Origin of the sequence: Pseudoxanthomonas sp. J35 (genome assembly GCF_000513995.1) — a bacterium.
Taxonomy (GTDB): Bacteria; Pseudomonadota; Gammaproteobacteria; order Xanthomonadales; family Xanthomonadaceae; genus Pseudoxanthomonas.
Map to the genome: position 1 here is coordinate 86286 of NZ_AZVB01000002.1, position 20518 is coordinate 106803.

The following is a 20518-nucleotide window of genomic DNA, read 5'->3' on the forward strand; positions in this document are numbered from 1 at the left end:
GCAAAAAAAAGAAGGCCCCGTTTCCGGGGCCTTCCAGTTACAGCATGGCGACGCTCTTAGAACGTCTGGGTGTAGCGGAAGTACACGGTACGGCCGTAGGCGTCATACAGGTAGAAGTTCCACGGACGGCCGTCGTACGGCACCAGCTCCGGATAACGGTCGCCGACATTCATCGCACCGATGGCGACCTTGCCGTTCCACGGAGCCTGCCACGAGACCTGGACGTCGTTGGTCGCGTAGCCACCCACCTGGAGACCCGGGTTGCCGTTGGCGAGACGCGGGTTCTGCTGGCCATCGATGTAGTTGATGTTCCAGGTGAAGGTCCAGTCGCCGTAGGTCCAGTCGTTCTGCAGGTTGGCGCGCAGGTCCGGCGAACCCAGGGTGCCCGCGTACTCGACCACTTCGCCGTTGATCTGGGTCACGTCGAACTTGTTGATCCAGGAAACGGTCAGGCGGTTCTGCAGGCGGCCGGCGGTACCGAAGTCGAAGTCGGTGTTGGCACGGAAGTCGATACCGTCGGTCTCGAGGTCGCCCTCGTTCGCGTAACCGGCAACGATCTCGGTGATGCGGCCAGCGGCGTTACGGGTCAGGCTCAGGCCGGCCGGGATCGCGCCCCAGTTGGCCGGGTCGGTGTCCATGTTGACGATGTCCTGGGCACCGATCGAGGAAATGGTGTCCTCGACCTTGATGTTGTAGTAGTCGACGCTCAGGTCCAGCCAGTCGGTCGGGTCATACACCAGGCCGATGCTGAACTGGTCGGAGTGCTCCGAAGCCAGCGACGGGTTGGCGATGAAGTAGGTGTCGACCTGCAGGCGGCAGGTGGCCGGCTGGCCCAGGGCGGCGCAGGACTGCGGATCGTTGACCGGCTCGGCCGAGAAGCTGCGGGCCTGGGTCAGGATGTCCAGACCCGGAGCGCGGAAGCCCTGGCCCCACGAAGCACGGAAGGTCAGGTTGTCCAGCGGCTGCCAGCGGGCGGCGATCTTCGGCGAGAAGTCGTTGCCGTAGTCGCTGTACTTGTCGTAGCGGCCGGCCAGGGTGATGTCGAACGCGCTGCTGAACGGCAGCAGCCACTCGAAGTAGGCCGAGGTCACGTCACGGCCACCGCCCGACGAACCGCCCGACGAACCCAGCACGACGCCCGCCTGCGACAGCGAGTCGTAGACGTCGCGGAAGCGGTCTTCGCGGTACTCGGCACCGACCACCGCGTTGGAGATGCCGCCGCCCATTTCGAACAGGTCGAAGTTGACGTTGGCGAACCACTCGGCGCTCTTGTAGAACGAGTTGCGGCCGATGGTGGCGGTGAAGCCGTTCAGGGTCTCCTGCGAGGCGCCGAACGGATCGGTGACCAGGTAGTCGCCACGGTCGGCGGCCTGCTGGGCCAGGCTCGAGATCACGTAGCCGTAGCCGGTCTCGATGTACTTGTACTCGGTGCGGCGCATGCCGAAGTCGACCGAGACGGTGTCGGTCAGCTGGCCCTGGAAGCCGAGCAGGAAGTCGTTGTTGGTGGTGTCGGTGTAGTTGTCGCGGTTACCGGCCGCGGCGAAGCGGTGGTAGAAGTAGGTCGGCAGACCGTCGCCCTTGACGATGTCGTTCACCGTGCCGTCCGAGACCTGGAAGATGCCCGGGACCGGAGCGTAGCGACCGAAGGTCTCGACCTTGGTGGTGGTGGCCGTCATGTAGACGGTCCAGTCGTCGTTGATCTGGTAGTCGCCGCGGACGAACACCGAGGTGTTGTCGACCGAGGCTTCGTTGGCCGCGACCGAGTTGAAGTCGAACGAGCACAGGCCGTTCGGCAGGGTCCAGAAGCCGTTCGAGTCACAGGCAAAACCCGGGACCGGGGCGGCAGCGCCGGTGTCCCAGTCGTAGTAGTTGTTGCCGTAGGTCGAGACGCCCAGCGTCTGGCCGCCGATCTGGTCGCGGGTGAAGACCATGCCGCGGCTGGAGAACGAAGCGCCACCGATCAGGCGGCCGCGGTCGCTGGCAACGCCGAACACGCCGGAGACGTCTTCCAGGTCGCCGCCCTTGGTCTTGGTCGAGCCGTAGCCGTAACGCAGCTCGGCGCCGTTGAAGTCCTTGCGCAGGATGATGTTGACCACGCCGCCGATGGCGTCGGAGCCGTACACCGCCGACGCGCCGTCGGACAGGATTTCGATGCGCTCAACGGCAGCCAGCGGGATGGCGTTGAGGTCCGAGCCGGACGAAGCCGACATCGGGTTGGTCGGGGCGCGACGGCCGTCGATCAGGACCAGGGTACGACCCGAGCCCAGGCCGCGCAGGTCGACGGTGGCCAGCGACTGGGCCGAGCTGCCGGACTGCGGACGGAAGTTGCCGAAGGAAGCGAAGGTGCTGTCGCGCAGCACGTCGGCGACGGACACGTCACCCGAAGCGTCGATCGAAGCGCGGTCGATCACGATGACCGGCACGGCGCCTTCGATTTCGGCGCGCTTCAGGCGGGAACCGGTGACCTCGATGCGATCAAGGGTCTTGGCCTCGCTGTCTTCCGCTTCCTGGGCGAACGCGGCCACCGGAGCCACGACGGCGCCAACCAGGCCGGCCATCAGGCCGTAGCGCACCGCATCGCTCAGGAGATTGTGGTTCAACTTCATCATTCTCTCTCCAGCTTTAAAGGATTCCTGACGCCGGAACGGCGCCAAGGATGGGATGCCGGAAGGGGAGGGAAGCCCGTCCAGCTGCCCCGGACGTTATCAATTCCTTAATTTTGCCGCAAGCGCGCGTTATCGGCCCACTTGAAACCATCCGCGGCGCTGCTTTTTCCCCTTTTTTTTCATATGGATAGGGAAAAATCCGCCTCGCCTATTCAGTTTCAGGTGCATCCAGAATCGCTTTCATCGGCATCAGTTTCGCCGCATAGCGACGCCACTGGCCGAGGTAGCGGCGATGGATCGGCTCGCGCACCTGGACCGTGCTGGCGGTGCCGACCATGCCCTTGCGCCCGCCTTCGCCCAGCACTTCGTCGCACCACTGCAGGCCGCAGAAGGCGAGCACCCGCCGCGCCTCGGCTTCCGGGTCGGCGACCAGCGCTTCGTAGCGCACTTCGAGGATGCGGCCGGGGAAGCGGCGGTCCCAGTGCGCCATCAGCGCGCGGTAGCGCAGGTAGTGGCGCGCCATCTCCGCCTGCGAGTAGCTGTGCGGATAGGCATCGGCGAACAGCGCCTTGAGGTTGGAGAAGCAGCTGTCCATCGGGTCGCGCGCCATGTGCACGATCCGCGCCTGCGGCAGCGCCGCGGCGATGAGGCCGGCGACCAGGAAGTTGGCCGGCAGCTTGTCGATGTAGCGATCGCGCCCGTGCGCGCGCCAGGCCGTGTGCTCGAGGTAGCGCGCGCCGAGCAGGCGCGGATCGAGCCCGGCGGCGGCACGCGCCAGCGCCGCGTCCGGATGCGGCCCGCCCAGCCGGTCGGTGCACCAGCGCAGCTGGCAGGTGAAGTCGCGCAGCTCGCCGGCGTCGGCCACCGCCGGATGCGCGGCCAGCATGCGTTCCAGCAGCGTGGTGCCCGAGCGCGGCATGCCGACCACGAACACCGGCGCCGGCGTACCCGGCTCCGGCGCGGCCGCGGGCACGTCGCCGAACGGCAGCTGCTGAAGCACCCGGAACAGCTCCACTTCGGCCTGCTCGTCGTAGGCCAGCTGCACGCGGCGCGTGCGCATGCCCTGCTCGAGGTGCTGCCAGGCCGCCGCGGTGTCGCCGAGGTCGTCCAGTTCCTTGAACAATGCGTAGTGCGCCAGCGGGGCGAAGGCATGGCCCTCGCCCAGCCGCGCCAGCGAGGCGCGCAAACGGTCGACGTGATTGCGCTCAGGCGTCTGCCGGCGCAGCGTGGACAGCAGGCGCAGCGCCGGCAGGTAGTCCGGGTCGGCGCGCAGGCACTGCTCCAGCGCTTCCTCGGCCGGCTCCAGCGCGCCGCAGTACATCCGCGCCAGGCCGATGGCGTAGTCCAGGCGCAGGTCGCGCAGGCCCAGCCGGTGGGCGTGCTCGAGCCGTTCCAGCGCCAGGTCATAGAAGGACAGGTCGGACAGCATGCGCCCGGCCGCGGCGTGCACGCCGGGCTCGCGCGAAGCGGCCACCACCGGGCGGCGCAGGCATTCGAGGCCGGCTTCCACTTCGCCAAGGTCGAACAGCCGCCGGGCAAGTTCCAGCAGCAGGCCCGGATCGGATTCGGGCAGGCGCGCGGCGGCCAGCACCTGGGCGGTGGCGTCGCGCAGCGCGCCCTGCCCCAGGTCAAGGGCGGACAGGCGCAGGCGCGCCGGCAACTCCAGCTCGGGCCGCGCCAGCAAGCCCGCGAAGGCGGCCCGCGCCGCGGCCGCGCCGTTGCGCGCGGCCGCCTCGGCCCGGCGCCAGGCTTCGATCGATTGCACTTGCATGCCACGTCCGCAGGAGGAACCGGCGGGCATTATGCGGCCCGCCGGTCCGGTCCCGCGCTACTGGCGCAGCGCCTCGATCGGATCCAGCTGCGAGGCCTTGCGCGCCGGGTAGTAGCCGAAGAACAGGCCGGTCGCCACCGAGAACGCCGCCGCCAGGGTGATGACCTTGCCGTTGAGCTGGATCGGCAGGTCGGTATTGAAATGACCGACCAGCAGCGCGCCGGCGATGCCGAACAGGATGCCCAGCACGCCGCCGCCCAGCGACAGCAGCATCGCCTCGGCGAGGAACTGCCGGCGCACGTCCGACGGACCGGCACCGACCGCCAGGCGCAGGCCGATTTCCTTGATCCGCTCGGTCACCGAGACCAGCATGATGTTCATGATGCCGATGCCGCCGACGATCAGCGAGATGGTCGCCACCGCGCCGAGCAGCCACGACATCTGCCGCGTGGTCTCGTTGCGGGTGGCCACCATCTGCGAGACGTTGCGCACCTGGAAGTCGTCCGGCGCGCCGGGCTCGATGCGGTGGCGCTGGCGCAGCAGCGATTCGACCTCGCCCTGCACATAGGCCAGGTCGTCCGGGTGGGCCACGGTCAGCGAGATGTCCATCACCGCGCCCGGCGGCAGGCCCATCGCACCCATCAGGCGCCGGCGCGCGGTATCCAGCGGCACGAACACCACGTCGTCCTGGTCGCGGCCGAAGCCGCTCATGCCCTTGGGCTTGAGCGTGCCGATCACGGTGAAGTTGGTGCGGCCGATGCGCACGGTCTCGCCGATCCCGGTGCCGGTGCCGAACAGCTCGCGGCGCACGGTCTCGCCGATCACCGCCACCTTGTCCCCGCCGAAGTGCTGGGCCTCGAACGCCGAACCGTTGGCCAGCTGCCAGCCGTTGATCTCCAGGAAGTCCGCCTGCACGCCCTGCCAGCTGGTGGACCAGTTGGTCTCCGCGTACACCACCTGGCTGCTGCCGCGCAGCGAGCCGGACACCAGCTGCACTTCCGGGATCTCCTCGCGGATCGCCTCGGCATCGCCCTCGGTGAGGGTGAAGAAGCTGCTGGAGCTCATGCGCACGCCGCCGATGGTGCGCTGCATCTGCGGGCCGATGTCGAGCTTCTGCGCGCCAAGTCCGGCGAGCTGGCGCTCGATCTCCGCCTGGGTGCCCTGCCCGACCGAGACCATCACGATCACCGCGGCGATGCCGATGATCACGCCCAGCGAGGTCAGCGCGCTGCGCATCCAGTTGCCGCGCAGGGCGAAGATCGCCGTGCGCAGGATGTCCAGGAACGTCATCCGGCCACCTCCTCGTGCGTGGCCTCGTGCAGCTGGCCGTCGCGCATCACGCAGATGCGGTCGGCGTGGCGCGCCACATGGGCGTCATGGGTGATCAGGACCACGGTGTGGCCTTCGTCGCGCAGGCGCTTGAAGAGGGCCAGGATCTCCTCGCCGGTACGGCTGTCCAGCGCGCCGGTCGGTTCGTCGGCGAGCAGCACCGGCGGGTTGTTGATCAGCGCGCGGGCAATGGCCACGCGCTGCTGCTGGCCGCCGGACAGCTCGTTGGGACGATGGCCGACGCGCTGGCCCAGGCCTACCGCCTCCAGCGCGGCGCGGGCGCGGTCGCGGCGCTCGGCCGGCGGGATCCGCGCGTAACCCAGCGGCATGGCCACGTTCTCCAGCGCGCTCATGCGCGGCAGCAGGTGGAAGCCCTGGAACACGAAGCCGATCTTCTCGCGGCGCAGGGTGGCCAGCTCCTCTGCGTCCAGGGTCGACACGTCGACCCCGTCGCACAGGTAGCGGCCGCCGCTGGGCGTGTCCAGGCAGCCGATCAGGTTCATCAGCGTCGACTTGCCCGAACCGGACGGGCCCATGATCGCGATGAACTCGCCCGGCATCACCTTCAGGTCGACGTCGCTCAGCGCCACCACCTCCGCTTCGGTGCCCGGCGAATAGACCTTGCGCAGGTCGTGGGTCTCGATCACCGGCATCAGCGCGGGGCTGAACGCCGTCGCTGCGGCCGCGCTCATCGCGAAGCCGCCCGCTCGCCGGTCACCAGCACGTCGCCTTCCTTGATGTTGCCGGCGATTTCGGTGCTGCTGCCGTCGCTGGCGCCGACCCGGACCATGACCGGCACCGGCTTGGCACCCTCCAGGCGGTACACGGTGACCCGACGCGCGCCGGCGAGGTTCGCCAGTTCGCGCTCCACGGCCTGGCGCTGTTCGTCGTCCAGGGTGGCGAAGAAACCGGCGAAGCTCTGCTGGAAGCGCTCCATCATCCGCTGGCGCATCTGCCCGCTGGCACCGGCCTGGCCCTGGCCCTGGCCAGAACGCATGACCATCATGCCGCCCGCCGGACCGCCGGCGCCGGCACCGGCGCGCTGCGCGTTCTGCATCGCCGCTTCCATCGCCTTGCGCATCTCCTCCTGGCGCTGGCGCGCGGCGGCCAGGTCGGCCTCGAAGGCCGAGCGCTGCGCCGGGGTCAGTTCCATGGCGCCGACGAAGGCGGCCAGGTCGTCGAGCATGCCGGCGCCGCCACGCGGGCCGGGCGCCGGTGCCGGCGCGGCCGTCGCGTCGGACGGCTTGAAGCGCAGCGCGGCGTTGGACACCTTCAGCACGTCGTCACGGCGGCTGACCTCGATCTCGGCGTTGACGGTCAGACCCGGCAGCAGGGTGCCGTCGCTGTTGTCCACGCTCACCACCACCGGGTAGGTCACCACGTTGTTGCTGGTGGTCGCCGCCAGGCGCACCTGCTGCACCTCGCCGCGGAACTGGCGGTCCGGGAAGGCGTCGACGGTGAAGCTCACGCGCTGGCCCGGCTTGACCTGGCCGATGTCGGCCTCGTCGACCGACAGCTCGATCTTCATCTTCGACAGGTCTTCGGCGATGGTGAACAGCTCCGGCGCCTGCAGGCTGGCGGCCACGGTCTGGCCCGGTTCGATGCTGCGGGTCAGGACCACGCCGTTGACCGGCGAGCGGATCACGGTGCGCTCGAGGTTGACCCGGGTGGTCTCGGTCGAAGCCGTCTGCTGGCGGATCTGCGCCTGCGCGGAGTTCACCTGGGCACGGGCCTGGTCCAGCGCGGCCCTGGCCAGGTCGATGTCGGCCCGCGCGATCAGCTGACGGTCGACCAGGGCAGCCTTGCGCTGGTAGTCGGCCTCGGCGTTGGCCAGGGTCGCCTGGGCCTGGCGCAGGCTGGCCTGGGCGCTGGCGATCTGGGCGTTGCCCTGCTCGATCTGCGTCTGGTAGGTCTTCGGGTCGATCCGGGCCAGGACCTGGCCTTCGGTCACCCGGTCGTTGAAGTCGGCCAGCACTTCCAGCACCTGGCCAGAGATCTGGCTGCCGACAGTGACGGTCGAGGTCGCGCTGAGCGTGCCGGTGGAGGAGATCGCCACGCGGATGTTGCCGCGTTCCACCGGCGTGGTGCGGAACGCGCCCTCGTCGGCGGCGCCGCGATGGCCCTTCCAGTACCAGAAGCCGGCCCCGGCCAGGGCAAGCACGGCAACGACGATGCCGGTGCGGAACAGCGTTGAACGGGAGCGGGAGACCTGGTTGCGGGAGGGACGGCTCATGCGCGCGGGGAAGTCTGATGGACGCACACTCTAACGCCCGGGTGGGCGCGCGGTTGACAGCCGCGGCCGGAGCGCGGCGTTCAGGCCAGCTGCCCGCCTTCGCGGTCGAAGCGGATGACCGCGCGGGTGCCGGTGTCCAGGGTGCTGTCCAGCGATACGGTCCAGCCGAAGCGCTCGCACAGCCGGCGCACGATCGACAGGCCCAGGCCGCTGCCGGTCGGCCGTTCCGGCGCGGCGCGGTAGAACGGCTCGAAGGCCCGCGCCAGCGCCTCCGGCGCCATGCCGATGCCGGTATCGGCCACGACCACGCCGTCCTCCTCGATGGTGACCTCGATGCGGCCGCGGTCGGTATAGCTGCAGGCGTTGCGCAGCAGGTTGCCGACCACCACGTGCAGCACCCGCGGCGGCGCGTACAGGCGCGGCCGCGCGACGCAGTGGACCAGCAGTTCGACCGGCTTGTCACCGAGCAGGTCGCGCGCCGTGCCGGCTTCCTCCTGGACCACCTCGCACACGTCGAACCACTCGCTCTGCGGCTCGATCTCCGATTCGCGCGCCAGGATCAGGAAGGCGTCGATCACCGCCTCCATGTCGCGGCCGGAACGCTGGATCCGGTGCAGGCTGCGGACCACGCGCGGCGCCAGACCTTCCTCCTCCAGGGCCATGTCGCTGGCCACCCGGATCACGGTCAGGGGCGTGCGCAGCTCGTGGCTGGCGTCGCGGGTGAAGTTGCGCTCGCGCTCCAGGTGCGCCTCGACCCGGCCGCCGAGCGTGTGCAGCGCGCGCGCCAGCTGTCGGGCCTCGCCTTCCATGTCCGGCGGCAGGCGTTCCGGCGCCAGCGCGGCGATGTCCGGATGGCGCGGATCCCAGCGCGACACCAGCCGCGCCAGCCAGGCCACCGGCGAGACCATCCGTTTCGAGGCCTTGTAGGTGAGCCAGGTCGCGCCATAGATCGCGAACAGGGCCAGCATCGCCGGCAGCACCGCGAACCACAGCGCCACCCGCGTCGCCTGCTCGCGCAGGTAGACCAGGTAGAGGGTGCCGGCATCCTGGCGGTCGACCCAGACCAGCTGGCCGTCGTCGACCAGGTCGTGGAAGCCCGGCGCCAGCGGCCGCAGGTTGGCCGGCAGCGACAGGTTCGAATACCCGGCCTCGACCAGGTAGCCGCGAAGGGCGTGGTTGTTCGGTGGCGGCTGCGCCGGCGACGCCGCGTACAGTTCCCAGAAGTGTGCCGCCTCGTCATTCAGGGTGGCCTGGATGAAGCTGTACTTGAACAGCGCGGTGACGACGTAGAACGCCAGCAGGATCGCCAGGCTGGCCAGCACCATTTGCACGATGAAGGCGATCCGGATCTTGCGTGGCAGGCCGTGGGGCATCGGGGTACTTCTGCTGCGAGGCAGCCGAGTCTAGTCAGGACCGGATCGCGCCGGCGTGAGCAGACGCCCGGTCCGCGGACCCGGCGGCAACGCATTCCCCCCTCCTCATGGCCCCGCCTCCTCAGTTCGCGGCCACCGGCTGGGCGATGTCGGCGACGCGGTAGCCGGCGCTTTGCACGGTGTGCAGCAGCGGGCGGTCGAACGGCTTGTCGATCACCTTGCGCAGGTTGTACAGGTGGCTGCGCAGGGTGTCCGAATCCGGCAGGCTGTTGCCCCAGATCTCGCGCTCGATCTCCTGGCGGCTGACCACCCGCGGCGACTCGCGCATCAGGATGGTGAGCAGCTTCAGGCCGATCGGCGACAGCTGCAGCTCGACGTCGCCGCGGGTCACGCGCATGCTCACCGGGTCCAGCACCAGGTCGGCCACGGTCAGCACTTCCGAACCCACCTGGCGGCGCTCGCGGCGGATCAGGGCGCGCAGGCGCGCTTCCAGTTCCTGGATCGCGAAGGGCTTGGTCAGGTAGTCGTCGGCGCCGTGGCTCAGGCCCGTAAGCTTGTCGTCCAGCGTGTCGCGGGCGGTGAGCATCAGCACCGGGGTGGACTTGCGCGCATCGCTGCGCAGGCGGCGGCAGACCTCGATGCCGTCCAGGCGCGGCAGCATGAGGTCCAGCACGACCGCGTCGTAACTGTTTTCGGCGGCGAGCCGGTACCCGTCGAGTCCATCGGCGGCGTAGTCGACCTCGAAGCCGCGGCTTTCCAGGTACTCGCCGATCATTTCCGAGATGTTGCGGTTGTCCTCGACGACCAGTACCAGTCCCGAGGTCTCTTTGCCCTGACGCATGTGGACGGCTCCGTGGTTTCAGCTTTGTGAAAAATGCCCAAGCGGCAGTGGAAAAGGCGTGAAGGCGATCGCGGACCGGCCCGCCCCGGCTACTGGGCGGCCCCGGACGGCGCCTGGAGCAGGGGTTCCAGCGCCGGCCAGACATTGTCCAGCAGCCGAGACTGCGCAGAGGCGGTGGGATGGATGCCGTCGCCCTGCATCAGTCCCGGCTGCAGGGCCACCCCCTCCAGCAGGAACGGGACCAGGCCGGCATCGTGGGCCTGGGCGAGTTCGGCATACGTACGGCGGATGCGCTCGCGGTAGGCCGGGCCGTAGTTCGGGGGGACGTCGATCCCCAGCAGCAGGACCCGCGCGCCGGCGCCGTCGGCCAGGACGATCATCTTCTCGAGGTTGGCGTGCAGCTGCGCCGGCGGCAGGCCGCGCAGGGCGTCGTTGCCGCCCAGTTCGATCACCAGCACCGAAGGCCGGTGCTTGCGCAGCAGTTCGGGCAGGCGCGCCAGGGCGCCAGCGGTGGTCTCGCCGCTGATGCTGGCGTTGACCACGGCCGGCGGGCGCGGCCGCTCCCTGGCCAGCCGCCGCTCGAGCAGGCTGACCCAGCCCGATCCGGCCGGTATGTTGTGTTCGGCACTGAGGCTGTCGCCCAGCACCAGGATCGGACCTGCGCCCGCACTTCCGGCAGGACGACCTCCGGCACAGGCCAGCGCCGGCGCCAGCAGCAATGCTGCCAGGGCCAGCAGACCCACGATCCTCGCCCACGTCCGCACCATCCTGGAGCCTCCCATCGATACGCCTGCCTCCCCCAGCATAGCCAGCCCCACCGTCATCGCGGTTTCCGGCGTCGGCAAGTCCGTCGCCGGACCCGAGGGTGAAGTCCGGATTCTCGACGGCGTGGACTTGACCATCGATGAAGGCGACAGCGTCGCCATCGTCGGCGCGTCGGGTTCCGGCAAGACCACCCTGCTCGGCCTGCTCGCCGGCCTGGACCTGCCCAGCCGCGGCGCGATCACCCTCGCCGGCCAGCGCCTGGACGCGCTGGACGAGGAAGCCCGCGCCGCCCTGCGCGCCCGCGAGGTCGGCTTCGTGTTCCAGAGCTTCCACCTGCTGCCCTCGCTCACCGCCGAGGAGAACGTCGCCCTGCCGCTGGAGCTGGCCGGGCGCGAGGACCCGGCGCGGGTCCGCGAGGTGCTGCAGGCGGTCGGCCTGGAGCCGCGGCGCCGGCACTACCCGCGGCAGCTGTCCGGCGGCGAGCAGCAGCGCGTGGCCCTGGCCCGCGCCTTCGTCGGCCGGCCGCGGATCCTGTTCGCCGACGAACCCACCGGCAACCTCGACCAGGCCACCGGCCAGCACGTCAGCGAGCTGCTGTTCGAGATGAACCGGGTCAACCGCACCACCCTGGTGCTGGTGACCCACGACCTCGAACTGGCCCGGCGCTGCCGCCACGTCTACCGCCTCGACGGAGGGCGCCTGCACGCCTTCGCCCCGGGGCCGCGTGCATGAACGTGCTGCGCCATGCCACGCGCTCGCTGCGCCGCGAGTTCTTCGCTGGCGACCTGCTGACCGTGGTCGCCGCGCTGGTGCTGGGCGTGGCGGCGATGACCGCGGTCGGCACCCTGGTCGACCGGGTCAACCTGGCCCTGGCCTCCAGCGCCGCCGAGGTGATCGGCGGCGACCTCGGCGTGCGCGGGCGCGAGGACCCGCCGGAGCACTTCGCCGAGGAAGCGCGCCGCCGCGGCCTGCGCAGCGCGCGCATCGTCGCCTTCCCCAGCGTGCTGTTCCATGGCGAGGCCAGCCAGATGGCCACGGTGAAAGGCGTCGACGACGGTTATCCGCTGCGCGGGGAACTGCGCGTGGCCCGCGACGCCACCGGCCTCGATGCCGGCCCCGCCGGCGCGCCGGCGCGTGGCGAGGCGTATGCCGATCCGCGCCTGCTGGATGCGCTGGGCGTGCGCATCGGCGACGACGTCGAGTTCGGCAGCGGCCAGCTGCGCATCGCCGGCGTGCTGCTGGCCGAACCGGATGCCTCCGGCGAGCTGCTGCAGATGGCGCCGCCGCTGCTGGTCCATCGCGAGGACGTCGACCGCCATGGCCTGCTCGGCCCGGGCAGCCGCGCTTCGTTCCGGCTGATGTTCGCCGGCGACGCCGATCGCATCGCCGGGTTCGGCGACTGGCTGCGCCCCCAGCTCGACGGCGCCACCCGCCTGGTCACCCTGGAGGACGCGCGCCGCGGCCTGCGCGATTCCTTCGACCGCGCCGGCCGCTTCCTGGCGCTGTCGGCGCTGCTGGCCGTGCTGCTGGCCGGCGTGGCCACCGCGCTCGCCGCGAACCGTTTCGCCCTGCGCCGGATCGACACGGTGGCGGTGCTGCGCTGCCTGGGCGCGCGCCAGCGCGACATCCTTTCCGCGCTGGCGCTGCAACTGCTGCTGCTCGCGATCCCGGCCTGCGTGCTGGGGATCGGCGTCGGCATGCTGGCGCAGCTGGCCCTGGTCGAGGCGCTGGGCGGGCTGATCCCGGGCCGCCTGCCGCTGCCCCAGGCCACGCCGGTGCTCAGCGGCGCCGGCATCGGCCTGCTGCTCCTGCTTGGTTTCGGCCTGCCGCCATTGCTGCGCCTGCGTGGGGTGCCGCCGATGCGCGTGCTCAACCGCAGCTTCGCCGCGCTGCCGCCGGTCTCCCTGCTGGCCTACGTGGCCGCGCTGGGCGCGACCCTGGCGCTGGCCGTGTACGTGACCGGCGACCTGCGCCTGGCGCTGTGGGTGCTTGGCGGACTGGCCGTGCTCGCGCTGCTGGCGGCGATCGTCGGCGCCAGCCTGCTGTGGCTGTTGCGGCGCGTGCAGGGCCGGCTGCGCGGCCCATGGAAGCTCGGCCTGGCCGCACTGACCCGGCGCCGCGGCCTGGCCGTGGTGCAGCTGGTCGGCCTGTCGCTGTCGCTGTGCGCCCTGCTCCTGCTGGCGGTGATCGGCCCCGGCCTGCTCGGGCAGTGGCGCGACCGCCTGCCGCCGGACACGCCCAACCACTTCCTGCTCAACGTGCAGCGCGACCAGGCCGATGCGGTCACCGCCGCGCTGCGCGGCCTGGGCGTGGCCGACCCGGACCTGCAGCCGTTCGCCACCGGCCGGCTGCTCGCGATCAACGGCCAGGCGCCGAAGCAGGCGCAGGCCGGCGACGAGGCCGAGGACGACAGCAACCGCCCGGTCAACTTCTCCTGGCGCAGCACCTTCCCGCCGGCGAACGCGCTGGTCGCCGGCCGCTTCTGGGAGCCCGGCAGCGTCGAGGCCGAGGCCTCGGTCGAGGAAGGCTGGGCGCGGCGCTACGGCGTGGGCCTGGGCGACACCCTGACCCTGCGCCTGGGCGAGGAGGAACGCAGCTTCACCGTCACCAGCCTGCGCAAGGCCGACTGGGATTCGTTCCGGGTCAACTTCTTCCTGCTGCTCAACCCGGGGGCGGTCGGCGACGCGCCGCACGGGCTGATCTCCAGCTTCCACCTGCCGTCCGGCGGCACCTCCGCGCTGGCGCCGCTGTCGCGCCAGTTCCCCAACGTCTCGGTGCTGGAGATCGAGGCGATCCTGCAGCGGGTGCGCGAGGTGATCGAGCGGGTCTCGCAGGCGGTGCAGCTGGTGATGGGCTTCAGCCTGGCGGCCGGCGTACTGGTCCTGCTGGCGGCACTGCAGGCCACCGCCGCCGAGCGCCGCTACGACAGCGCGGTGCTGCGCACGCTCGGCGCGCGCCACGGCCAGCTGCGCGGCGCGGTGCTGGTGGAGTTCGGCGCGCTGGGCCTGCTGGCCGCGCTGCTGGCGGTGGGCGCGGCGGCGGTGATCGGCACGCTGCTCTCGCGGCAGCTGTTCGAGCTGGCGCTGTCGCCGCCCTGGCCGGCGCTGCTGTCCGGCGGCGCCCTCGGCGTGGCGCTGAGCCTGCTGGCCGGCTGGACCGGCACCCGCCGGATCCTGCGCACGCCGCCGGCCCTGGCCCTGCGCCAGGGCTGACCCGCGCGGGCCGGGGAGCGCTGGCTTATGCTGCGCGCTCCCTTGCCTGCGCATCGTCGCCATGCCCGCCCTGCCCCTGCACAGCTACATCGTCCCGGTCCTGTTGCTGCTGGCCAGCAACGTGTTCATGACCTTCGCCTGGTACGGCCACCTCAAGTACAAGAGCGCGCCGCTGTTCATGGCCATCGTGGTCAGCTGGGGCATCGCCTTCTTCGAGTACAGCCTGATGGTGCCGGCCAACCGCATGGGCAGCGCGGTGTACTCGGTGGTCCAGCTCAAGACCCTCCAGGAGATCATCACCCTGGTGGTGTTCGCCGGATTCTCGGCCTGGTACCTGGGCCAGCCGCTGAAGTGGAACCACTACGCCGCCTTCGCCCTGATCGTGGGCGCGGCGTTCCTGATGTTCTACGAGGGCCCCTCGCCGCTGCCACGCTGAGCGCGCGGCGGCGTCAGAACGGGATTTTACCGGCGAGGATGTCCTTGAACATCACCCAGTCGCCGGCGAAGGAATAGAACGGGTGGCGGAAGGTCGCCGGCCGGTTCTTCTCGAAGAAGAAGTGCCCGACCCAGGCGAAGCCGTAGCCGCAGAACAGCGCGGCCAGCAGCCACCACGCGTTGCGGTCGACGATCGCCACCGCCACCAGCGCCAGCACGCCGCAGCTGCCGATGAAGTGCAGGCGGCGCGAGGTGCGGTTGCTGTGTTCGGACAGGTAGAACGGGTAGAACTCGCGGAAGCTGGCGAAGCGGGCCATCGCATCCTCCTCCCGGTGGCGCGGCTCACCCCTGCCGCGGCGCGAACATGATGACCGCCATGCCGGCCAGGCACAACGCCGCCCCGAGCAGGTCCCAGCGGGTCGGCCTCACCCCGTCCACCGCCCACAGCCACACCAGGGCGAAGCTGACGTAGACCCCGCCGTAGGCCGCATACACGCGGCCGGTCGCGGTCGGGTGCAGGCTCAGCAGCCAGGCGAACAGGGCCAGGCTGGCGGCGGCCGGCAGCAGCAGCCAGGCGCTGCCGCCGTTGCGCAGCCACGACCACACCAGCCAGCAGCCGCCGATCTCGGCCAGCGCGGTCAGGGCGAACAGCAGGAAGGTCGCCACCGGCTCAGTCCGGCTGGCCGCGTTCGCGCCGCTTGGCGCGCTCCCAGTACCCTTCCTGCGCGGCCAGGTCGAGCGTCGGCAACGGCGTGCCATCGGCCTCGGCCAGCTGTTCCATCGCGCGGAAGCGGCGCTCGAACTTGAGGTTGGCCCGGCGCAGCGCGGCGCCGACGTCGACCCTGGCGTGCCGCGCCAGGTTGGCGGCGACGAACAGCAGGTCGCCGATCTCGTCCTCGAGGCGCTCGCGGTTGGCCGCCACGTCGCCACGGGCGAACTCGGCGCGCACTTCCTCGATCTCCTCGTGCAGCTTGGCGATCACCGGCTCCGGGCCCGGCCAGTCGAAGCCGGCGCGCGCGGCGCGCGACTGCAGCTTCACCGCGCGCTGCCATTCCGGCAGGCCGCGGGAAATGCCGGCCAGCGCCGAGGTGTCGGCCTCGCCGGCAGCCTCGCGCTCGGCGCGCTTGATCTGCTCCCAGTTGAGCGTCTGCTCCTCGGCATCGGCGAAGCTGGCGTCGCCGAACACGTGCGGGTGCCGGCGCACCATCTTCTCCGAGATCGCCTCGGCCACGTCGTCGAAGCCGAACGCGCCCTGCTCGCGCGCCATCTGCGCATGGAACACCACCTGCAGCAGCAGGTCGCCCAGTTCGTCCTTCAGCGCGCGCAGGTCGCCGCGGTCGATCGCGTCGGCGACCTCGTAGGCCTCCTCGATCGTGTACGGGGCGATCGTGGAGAAGTCCTGCTCCAGGTCCCACGGGCAGCCGCCGTCCGGATCGCGCAGCTTCGCCATGATCCGGAGCAGGCGGTCGATCGGGCGTTCGGGTTGCATGCGGTCGGGCTCCAGCTTGGGGGTGGCGCCACGCGTCGCCGCCGCGCGCCCGTGGTCGACGGGCGGCGCCGCGGTCAGAGCCAGTCGCGCCAGGGCAGGTCCGGGTCGCCCAGGGCGATGAAGTCGCCGTTGAGCAGGGATTCGCGGCGGTTGTAGCGGAACGGCTTGCCGGTGTCGGCGGCCAGCAGCACGCCGCCTGCCGAATGCAGCACGCACTGCGCGGCGGCCGTGTCCCACTCGGAAGTCGGGCCGAAGCGCGGATACACGTCCAGCCCGCCCTCGGCGATGCGGCAGAACTTCAGCGACGAGCCCAGCGACATCTCCTCGATCCCGCCCATGCGCTCGAGCACGCCCTGGGTGCGGGCGTCGCGGTGCGACCGGCTGGCGGCGACCTTCAGCGGCGCGGTGGCCGGGGAACGGGTCTTCAGCTGGGTGTCGCGATGGCCGTCGCGGCGGTAGGCCTGCTCGCCGCGCACGGCGTGCCACACCTGTCCGCCCACCGGCGCCTGGACCACGCCCAGCACCGGTACGTGGTGGTGGATCAGGGCGATGTTCACGGTGAACTCGCCGTTGCGCTTGACGAATTCGCGGGTGCCATCAAGCGGATCGACCAGCCAGTAGGTGGCCCAGTGCCGGCGCGTGTCCCACGGCACCCCGGCCGATTCCTCCGACAGCACCGGCACGTCCGGCGTCAGCCGTTCCAGGCCCTCGACGATGATCCGGTGCGCGGCCAGGTCGGCGGCGGTCAGCGGGCTGGCGTCGTCCTTCTGCGAGACCTCGAAACCGGCGGCGTAGATTTCCATGATCGCCGCGCCGGCCTGGCGGGCGATGGCGATGACCGTTTCGCGCAGGTCCGCGGTGATGCGGATCATTGCGCGGCCAGCCAGGAGCGGGCGATGAACAGCGCCGCCAGCGAGCGGCCCTCGGAGAAATCTTCGCGCAGCATCAGCTTTTCCAGTTCCTGCAACTTCCAGGGAATGACTTCGAGCTCCTCCGGCTCGTCGCCGGGAAGCCTCTCGGGATAGAGGTCGCGCGCCAGCACCAGCCAGGACACGTGGCTCATGTAGGTCGGCGCGAGGGTGAGGCCGCGCAGCACGTCGATGCGCCGCGCGCCGTAGCCGGCCTCTTCCTTCAGTTCGCGGTCGGCGGCCTGCTCCGGGGTCTCGCCGGCATCGATGCGGCCCTTGACCAGGCCCAGTTCATAGCGGTGCACGCCGGCGGCGTATTCGCGCACCAGCAGCACGGTCTCCTCGTCGAGCATCGGCACCACCACCACCGCGCCGTGGCCACGGCTGACCATGCGCTCGAAGCGGCGGCGTTCGCCGTTGGAGAACTCCAGGTCCAGGCGCTCGAGGCGGTAGGGACCCGCGTCCTCCACCGTGGTGCCATGGATGAGGGGAAGCCGGCGGCTCATGAACGGGTCCCGCGGCGGGGCCGGGACGCGACCGATATCATGGCGGGATGCACGGACGTACTCATGAATCCCGAATGCTAGCAGACCCGGACGCGGCGCTGGCTGCCGATGCGTGGCGCACGCGCGACCTGGCCGTGCTCTGGCACCCCTGCACGCAGATGCGCGAGCACCCGGACGTGCTGCCGCTGGTGCCCATCGCCCGCGGCGAAGGCGCGTGGCTGGTCGGCCAGGACGGGCGCCGCTACCTGGACGGCATCAGCAGCTGGTGGACCAACCTGCACGGCCACGCCGAACCGCGCATCGCCGAGGCCATCGCCCGCCAGGCGCGCTCGCTGGAACAGGTGATCCTGGCCGGCTTCTCGCACGCGCCGGCGGTGGAGCTGGCCGAGCGGCTGCTGGCCATCGCCCCGCGCCAGCCCGGCCGCGAACCCCTGGCGAAGGTGTTCTACGCCGACAACGGCTCGGCCGGGGTCGAGGTCGCGCTGAAGATGGCTTTCCACTGGTTCCGCAACCGCGGCGAACCGCAGCGCACCCGCTTCGTCGCCCTGGAGAACGGCTACCACGGCGAGACCCTGGGCGCACTGGCGGTCGGCGACATCCCGCTGTACCGGCGCACCTACGCGCCGCTGCTGGCCGAGGCCCTGTTCGCGCCCTCCCCCGATGCCTGGCTCGCTTCCCCCGGGGAAACCCCGGCGCAGCGGGCACTGCGCGCCGCGGACGCACTGGCCGACCTGTTCGACCAGCACCCCGGCGAAATCTGCGCGGTCATCGTCGAGCCGCGCCTGCAGTGCGCCGGCGGCATGCGCATGCACGACCCGGTGTACCTGCGCCGGGTCCGCGAGCTGTGCGATGCCAATGGCGCCTTCCTCATCGCCGACGAGATCGCCACCGGCTTCGGCCGCACCGGCACCCTGTTCGCCTTCGAGCAGGCCGGGGTCATGCCCGACCTGATGTGCGTCTCCAAGGGCCTGACCGGCGGCTTCCTGCCGCTGGCCGCGGTGCTGGCCACCCGGGCCACCTACGACGGCTTCCTGGACGACTCGCGCGAGCGCGCGTTCCTGCATTCGCACAGCTACACCGGCAACCCGCTGGCCTGCGCCGCCGCGCTGGCCTCGCTGGACATCTTCGAAAGCGATGGCGTGCTCGAGCGCAACCGCGCCACCGCCGCGCGCATGGCCCGGCTGGCCGCGCCGCTGGCTGCCCTGCCGCACGTGGCCGAAGTACGCCAGGCCGGGATGGTGGTCGCCTTCGAACTCACCCGCGACGGCCAGCGCGAGGTGCCGTTCGATCCCACGCTGCGGATCGGCCTGCGCGCCTATCGCGCCGCGCTCGAGCGCGGCGTCCTGCTGCGCCCGCTGGGCGACGTGCTGTACTGGATGCCCCCCTACTGCGTCGACGAGGCGCAACTGCAACTGCTCGCCGAAGCCACCGGCGAAGCCATCGAGGAAGCCACCGCATGCGCCTGACCCGCTGCCACGTCGACCTGCCGCTGCACCCGGGCAGCGACGTGGTCCTGCCCGAACGCGCCGCCAGCCACCTGGCCCGCGTCCTGCGCCTGCGCGAGGGCGACGCCTGCGTGCTGTTCAACGGCGACGGCCACGACTACGCCGCGCGGCTGGCGGCGGTCGGCAAGCGCGAGGTGCGCGCGGAGGTGCTGTCGGCCAGCGCGGTCGACAACGAATCGCCGCTGCGGATCGTGCTGCTGCAAGGCATCGCCCGCGGCGAAAAGATGGACCTGGTATTGCAGAAGGCCACCGAGCTGGGCGTGGCCGCGGTGCTGCCGGTGTCCGGCGAGCGCACCGAGGTGCGGCTGGATCCCGAACGGGCGCAGAAGCGCCTGGCGCACTGGCGCAGCGTGGTCGAATCGGCCTGCGAACAGTCCGGCCGCGCCCGGGTGCCGGAGGTCGCCGCGCCCGCCACGCTGGACGTCGCCGCACGGTCATTGCAAGGAGAAGGCCTGCGCCTGGTCCTCGATCCGCAGGGCGAGCAGCGGGCGGACAGCCTCGAACGTCCGGCCAGCGCGACCGTGTGGATCGCGATCGGCCCCGAGGGCGGCTGGTCGCCGCGCGACCGCGAGGTGCTGCGCACCGCCGGATTCACCGGCCTGCAGCTGGGGCCGCGGATCCTGCGCACCGAAACCGCCGGCCTGGCCGCGATCGCCGCCCTGCAGGCCCGCTTCGGCGACCTGTAGGGTCGGGCTCGCCCGTTTCCCACGCTGGATGTCCCGGGACGCGTGAAAGCAGCGGGGCGAGCCCCGCTCTACAACAGCGAAGGGAGAAGGCGGCAGGAAGAACCAAGCCGCAATCTCGAAGTACCGAAGCCGTGGTAGCGCGCACATCCAGTTCTGGCGCCCCCACGCTGCCGCGGCTCCGTCCGGAGCCCAACGTTGTGGCTGTTGCCGTGGCTGTGGCGGTTCCAGCTGTGCCGGCGCGGCGAAGCCGCGCCTCGACAGTGTCAGGGTCAGGATCGCCGGAAGTGCGCCTGGCTGCGGACAGGCCCGCATGCCGGTGCCCGGCCCTCTCCCCTGGCCCTCTTCCGGTGAAGCGGGATGAAGAGCGCGTCAGGCGGGGACGGTAACCGTCGCCAGCGCCTCGGCGATCGTGCGCTCGAGGCCTTCCAGGTCGGGAAGCAGCGCGCTCTGGTCGCCCAGCAGCACGCGCATCTGCACGCCGCGCGGCAGGTCTTCCTCGGACGCATCGGCCAGCAGGCTGTCGCGGGCCACCGAGGCCAGCTGCGGGAAGGAGGCGGTCAGCAGCGCGAAGTACGGCATCGCCTCGTTGTTGCCCAGCGCCTTCAGCACCACGACGCGGTTGTTGCGCTGGACCGGCTCGTCGCCCAGCGACGCCAGCCGCGCGAACGAGACCAGCGGCACGTGCCAGCCGTGCCAGGAGATCTGGCCCGCCAGCCAGTGCGGCGCGCCCTCGATCGGTTCCACCGCCACGCGGGCAAGCACCTCGGCCACCGTCGCGTTCGGCAGCAGCAGGCGCTCTTCGCCGACCTGCACCAGTACGCCGCGGATTTCGTCGCTGTTGTAGCCCATGGTTCCGTGT

The 20518-nt window shown here is 71.0% G+C and carries 19 protein-coding genes; 5 read left to right on the forward strand and 14 right to left on the reverse strand.

Features of this window, described 5'->3' with window-relative positions; translation table 11 throughout:
* Nucleotides 1-56: 56 nt before the first annotated feature.
* The 8 genes from PSEJ35_RS0102220 to PSEJ35_RS0102255 all read right to left on the reverse strand — a co-directional run bounded on the left by PSEJ35_RS0102220 (nucleotide 57) and on the right by PSEJ35_RS0102255 (nucleotide 10935).
* A complete protein-coding gene (locus PSEJ35_RS0102220) occupies nucleotides 57-2600 on the reverse strand; it encodes a TonB-dependent receptor (RefSeq protein WP_028916359.1) in 2544 nt (847 codons plus the stop codon).
* Between the two features lie 214 nt (nucleotides 2601-2814).
* Nucleotides 2815-4377, reverse strand: a complete 1563-nt coding sequence (locus PSEJ35_RS15170; protein WP_051412435.1) for a sulfotransferase — start codon at nucleotides 4375-4377, stop codon at nucleotides 2815-2817.
* A gap of 57 nt (nucleotides 4378-4434) precedes the next feature.
* A complete protein-coding gene (locus PSEJ35_RS0102230; RefSeq protein WP_028916360.1) occupies nucleotides 4435-5667 on the reverse strand; it encodes an ABC transporter permease in 1233 nt (410 codons plus the stop codon).
* Nucleotides 5664-6398 carry an ABC transporter ATP-binding protein gene (locus tag PSEJ35_RS0102235; protein WP_028916361.1) on the reverse strand — a complete coding sequence of 245 codons (735 nt, stop codon included), beginning with the start codon at nucleotides 6396-6398 and terminating at the stop codon, nucleotides 5664-5666. The genes PSEJ35_RS0102230 and PSEJ35_RS0102235 overlap by 4 nt, the downstream gene beginning before the upstream one ends.
* Nucleotides 6395-7939 (reverse strand): efflux RND transporter periplasmic adaptor subunit, encoded by a 1545-nt coding sequence (locus tag PSEJ35_RS0102240; protein WP_028916362.1) that lies wholly within the window; start codon nucleotides 7937-7939, stop codon nucleotides 6395-6397. The genes PSEJ35_RS0102235 and PSEJ35_RS0102240 overlap by 4 nt, the downstream gene beginning before the upstream one ends.
* 80 nt (nucleotides 7940-8019) lie before the next feature.
* Entirely contained in the window at nucleotides 8020-9312 is a 1293-nt protein-coding gene (locus PSEJ35_RS0102245) for a HAMP domain-containing sensor histidine kinase (protein ID WP_028916363.1), read from the reverse strand.
* A 121-nt stretch (nucleotides 9313-9433) separates the two neighbouring features.
* The gene (locus PSEJ35_RS0102250; RefSeq protein ID WP_024869042.1) at nucleotides 9434-10153 is read right to left on the reverse strand and encodes a response regulator transcription factor; all 720 of its coding nucleotides are present in this window, start codon (nucleotides 10151-10153) and stop codon (nucleotides 9434-9436) included.
* Between the two features lie 89 nt (nucleotides 10154-10242).
* Entirely contained in the window at nucleotides 10243-10935 is a 693-nt protein-coding gene (locus PSEJ35_RS0102255; RefSeq protein ID WP_037082131.1) for an arylesterase, read from the reverse strand.
* Nucleotides 10936-11041: 106 nt separating this feature from the next.
* Here PSEJ35_RS0102255 and PSEJ35_RS0102260 point away from each other — a divergent pair, with 106 nt between their 5' ends.
* From PSEJ35_RS0102260 to PSEJ35_RS0102270, 3 genes are all read left to right on the forward strand, one after another.
* The gene (locus tag PSEJ35_RS0102260; RefSeq protein ID WP_343122506.1) at nucleotides 11042-11650 is read left to right on the forward strand and encodes an ATP-binding cassette domain-containing protein; all 609 of its coding nucleotides are present in this window, start codon (nucleotides 11042-11044) and stop codon (nucleotides 11648-11650) included.
* Nucleotides 11647-14130, forward strand: coding sequence for an FtsX-like permease family protein (locus PSEJ35_RS0102265; protein ID WP_028916366.1), 2484 nt, complete (start codon nucleotides 11647-11649; stop codon nucleotides 14128-14130). The genes PSEJ35_RS0102260 and PSEJ35_RS0102265 overlap by 4 nt, the downstream gene beginning before the upstream one ends.
* Before the next feature lie 61 nt (nucleotides 14131-14191).
* Complete coding sequence (locus PSEJ35_RS0102270) at nucleotides 14192-14566, forward strand: DMT family protein (RefSeq protein WP_028916367.1); 375 nt, start codon at nucleotides 14192-14194, stop codon at nucleotides 14564-14566.
* Between the two features lie 13 nt (nucleotides 14567-14579).
* On the opposite strand, the gene PSEJ35_RS0102275 is transcribed toward PSEJ35_RS0102270, so the two are convergent.
* The 5 genes from PSEJ35_RS0102275 to nudE form a co-directional block, all read right to left on the reverse strand.
* Nucleotides 14580-14882 carry a DUF962 domain-containing protein gene (locus tag PSEJ35_RS0102275; RefSeq protein WP_028916368.1) on the reverse strand — a complete coding sequence of 101 codons (303 nt, stop codon included), beginning with the start codon at nucleotides 14880-14882 and terminating at the stop codon, nucleotides 14580-14582.
* Nucleotides 14883-14907: 25 nt separating this feature from the next.
* Nucleotides 14908-15231, reverse strand: a complete 324-nt coding sequence (locus PSEJ35_RS0102280; RefSeq protein ID WP_028916369.1) for a YnfA family protein — start codon at nucleotides 15229-15231, stop codon at nucleotides 14908-14910.
* Nucleotides 15232-15235: 4 nt separating this feature from the next.
* Entirely contained in the window at nucleotides 15236-16054 is an 819-nt protein-coding gene (mazG, locus tag PSEJ35_RS0102285; protein WP_028916370.1) for a nucleoside triphosphate pyrophosphohydrolase, read from the reverse strand.
* Between the two features lie 74 nt (nucleotides 16055-16128).
* Nucleotides 16129-16926 carry a 3'(2'),5'-bisphosphate nucleotidase CysQ gene (cysQ, locus tag PSEJ35_RS0102290; RefSeq protein WP_028916371.1) on the reverse strand — a complete coding sequence of 266 codons (798 nt, stop codon included), beginning with the start codon at nucleotides 16924-16926 and terminating at the stop codon, nucleotides 16129-16131.
* Nucleotides 16923-17468, reverse strand: a complete 546-nt coding sequence (gene nudE / locus PSEJ35_RS0102295; protein ID WP_028916372.1) for an ADP compounds hydrolase NudE — start codon at nucleotides 17466-17468, stop codon at nucleotides 16923-16925. Before nudE ends, cysQ begins: the two co-directional genes overlap by 4 nt.
* A gap of 47 nt (nucleotides 17469-17515) precedes the next feature.
* Here nudE and bioA point away from each other — a divergent pair, with 47 nt between their 5' ends.
* Both bioA and PSEJ35_RS0102305 read left to right on the forward strand, forming a co-directional pair.
* Complete coding sequence (gene bioA / locus PSEJ35_RS0102300; protein ID WP_028916373.1) at nucleotides 17516-18934, forward strand: adenosylmethionine--8-amino-7-oxononanoate transaminase; 1419 nt, start codon at nucleotides 17516-17518, stop codon at nucleotides 18932-18934.
* Nucleotides 18925-19659, forward strand: a complete 735-nt coding sequence (locus PSEJ35_RS0102305) for a 16S rRNA (uracil(1498)-N(3))-methyltransferase (protein ID WP_028916374.1) — start codon at nucleotides 18925-18927, stop codon at nucleotides 19657-19659. Before bioA ends, PSEJ35_RS0102305 begins: the two co-directional genes overlap by 10 nt.
* 369 nt (nucleotides 19660-20028) lie before the next feature.
* On the opposite strand, the gene PSEJ35_RS0102310 is transcribed toward PSEJ35_RS0102305, so the two are convergent.
* Nucleotides 20029-20508, reverse strand: coding sequence for a chemotaxis protein CheW (locus tag PSEJ35_RS0102310; protein ID WP_028916375.1), 480 nt, complete (start codon nucleotides 20506-20508; stop codon nucleotides 20029-20031).
* Nucleotides 20509-20518: the final 10 nt, after the last annotated feature.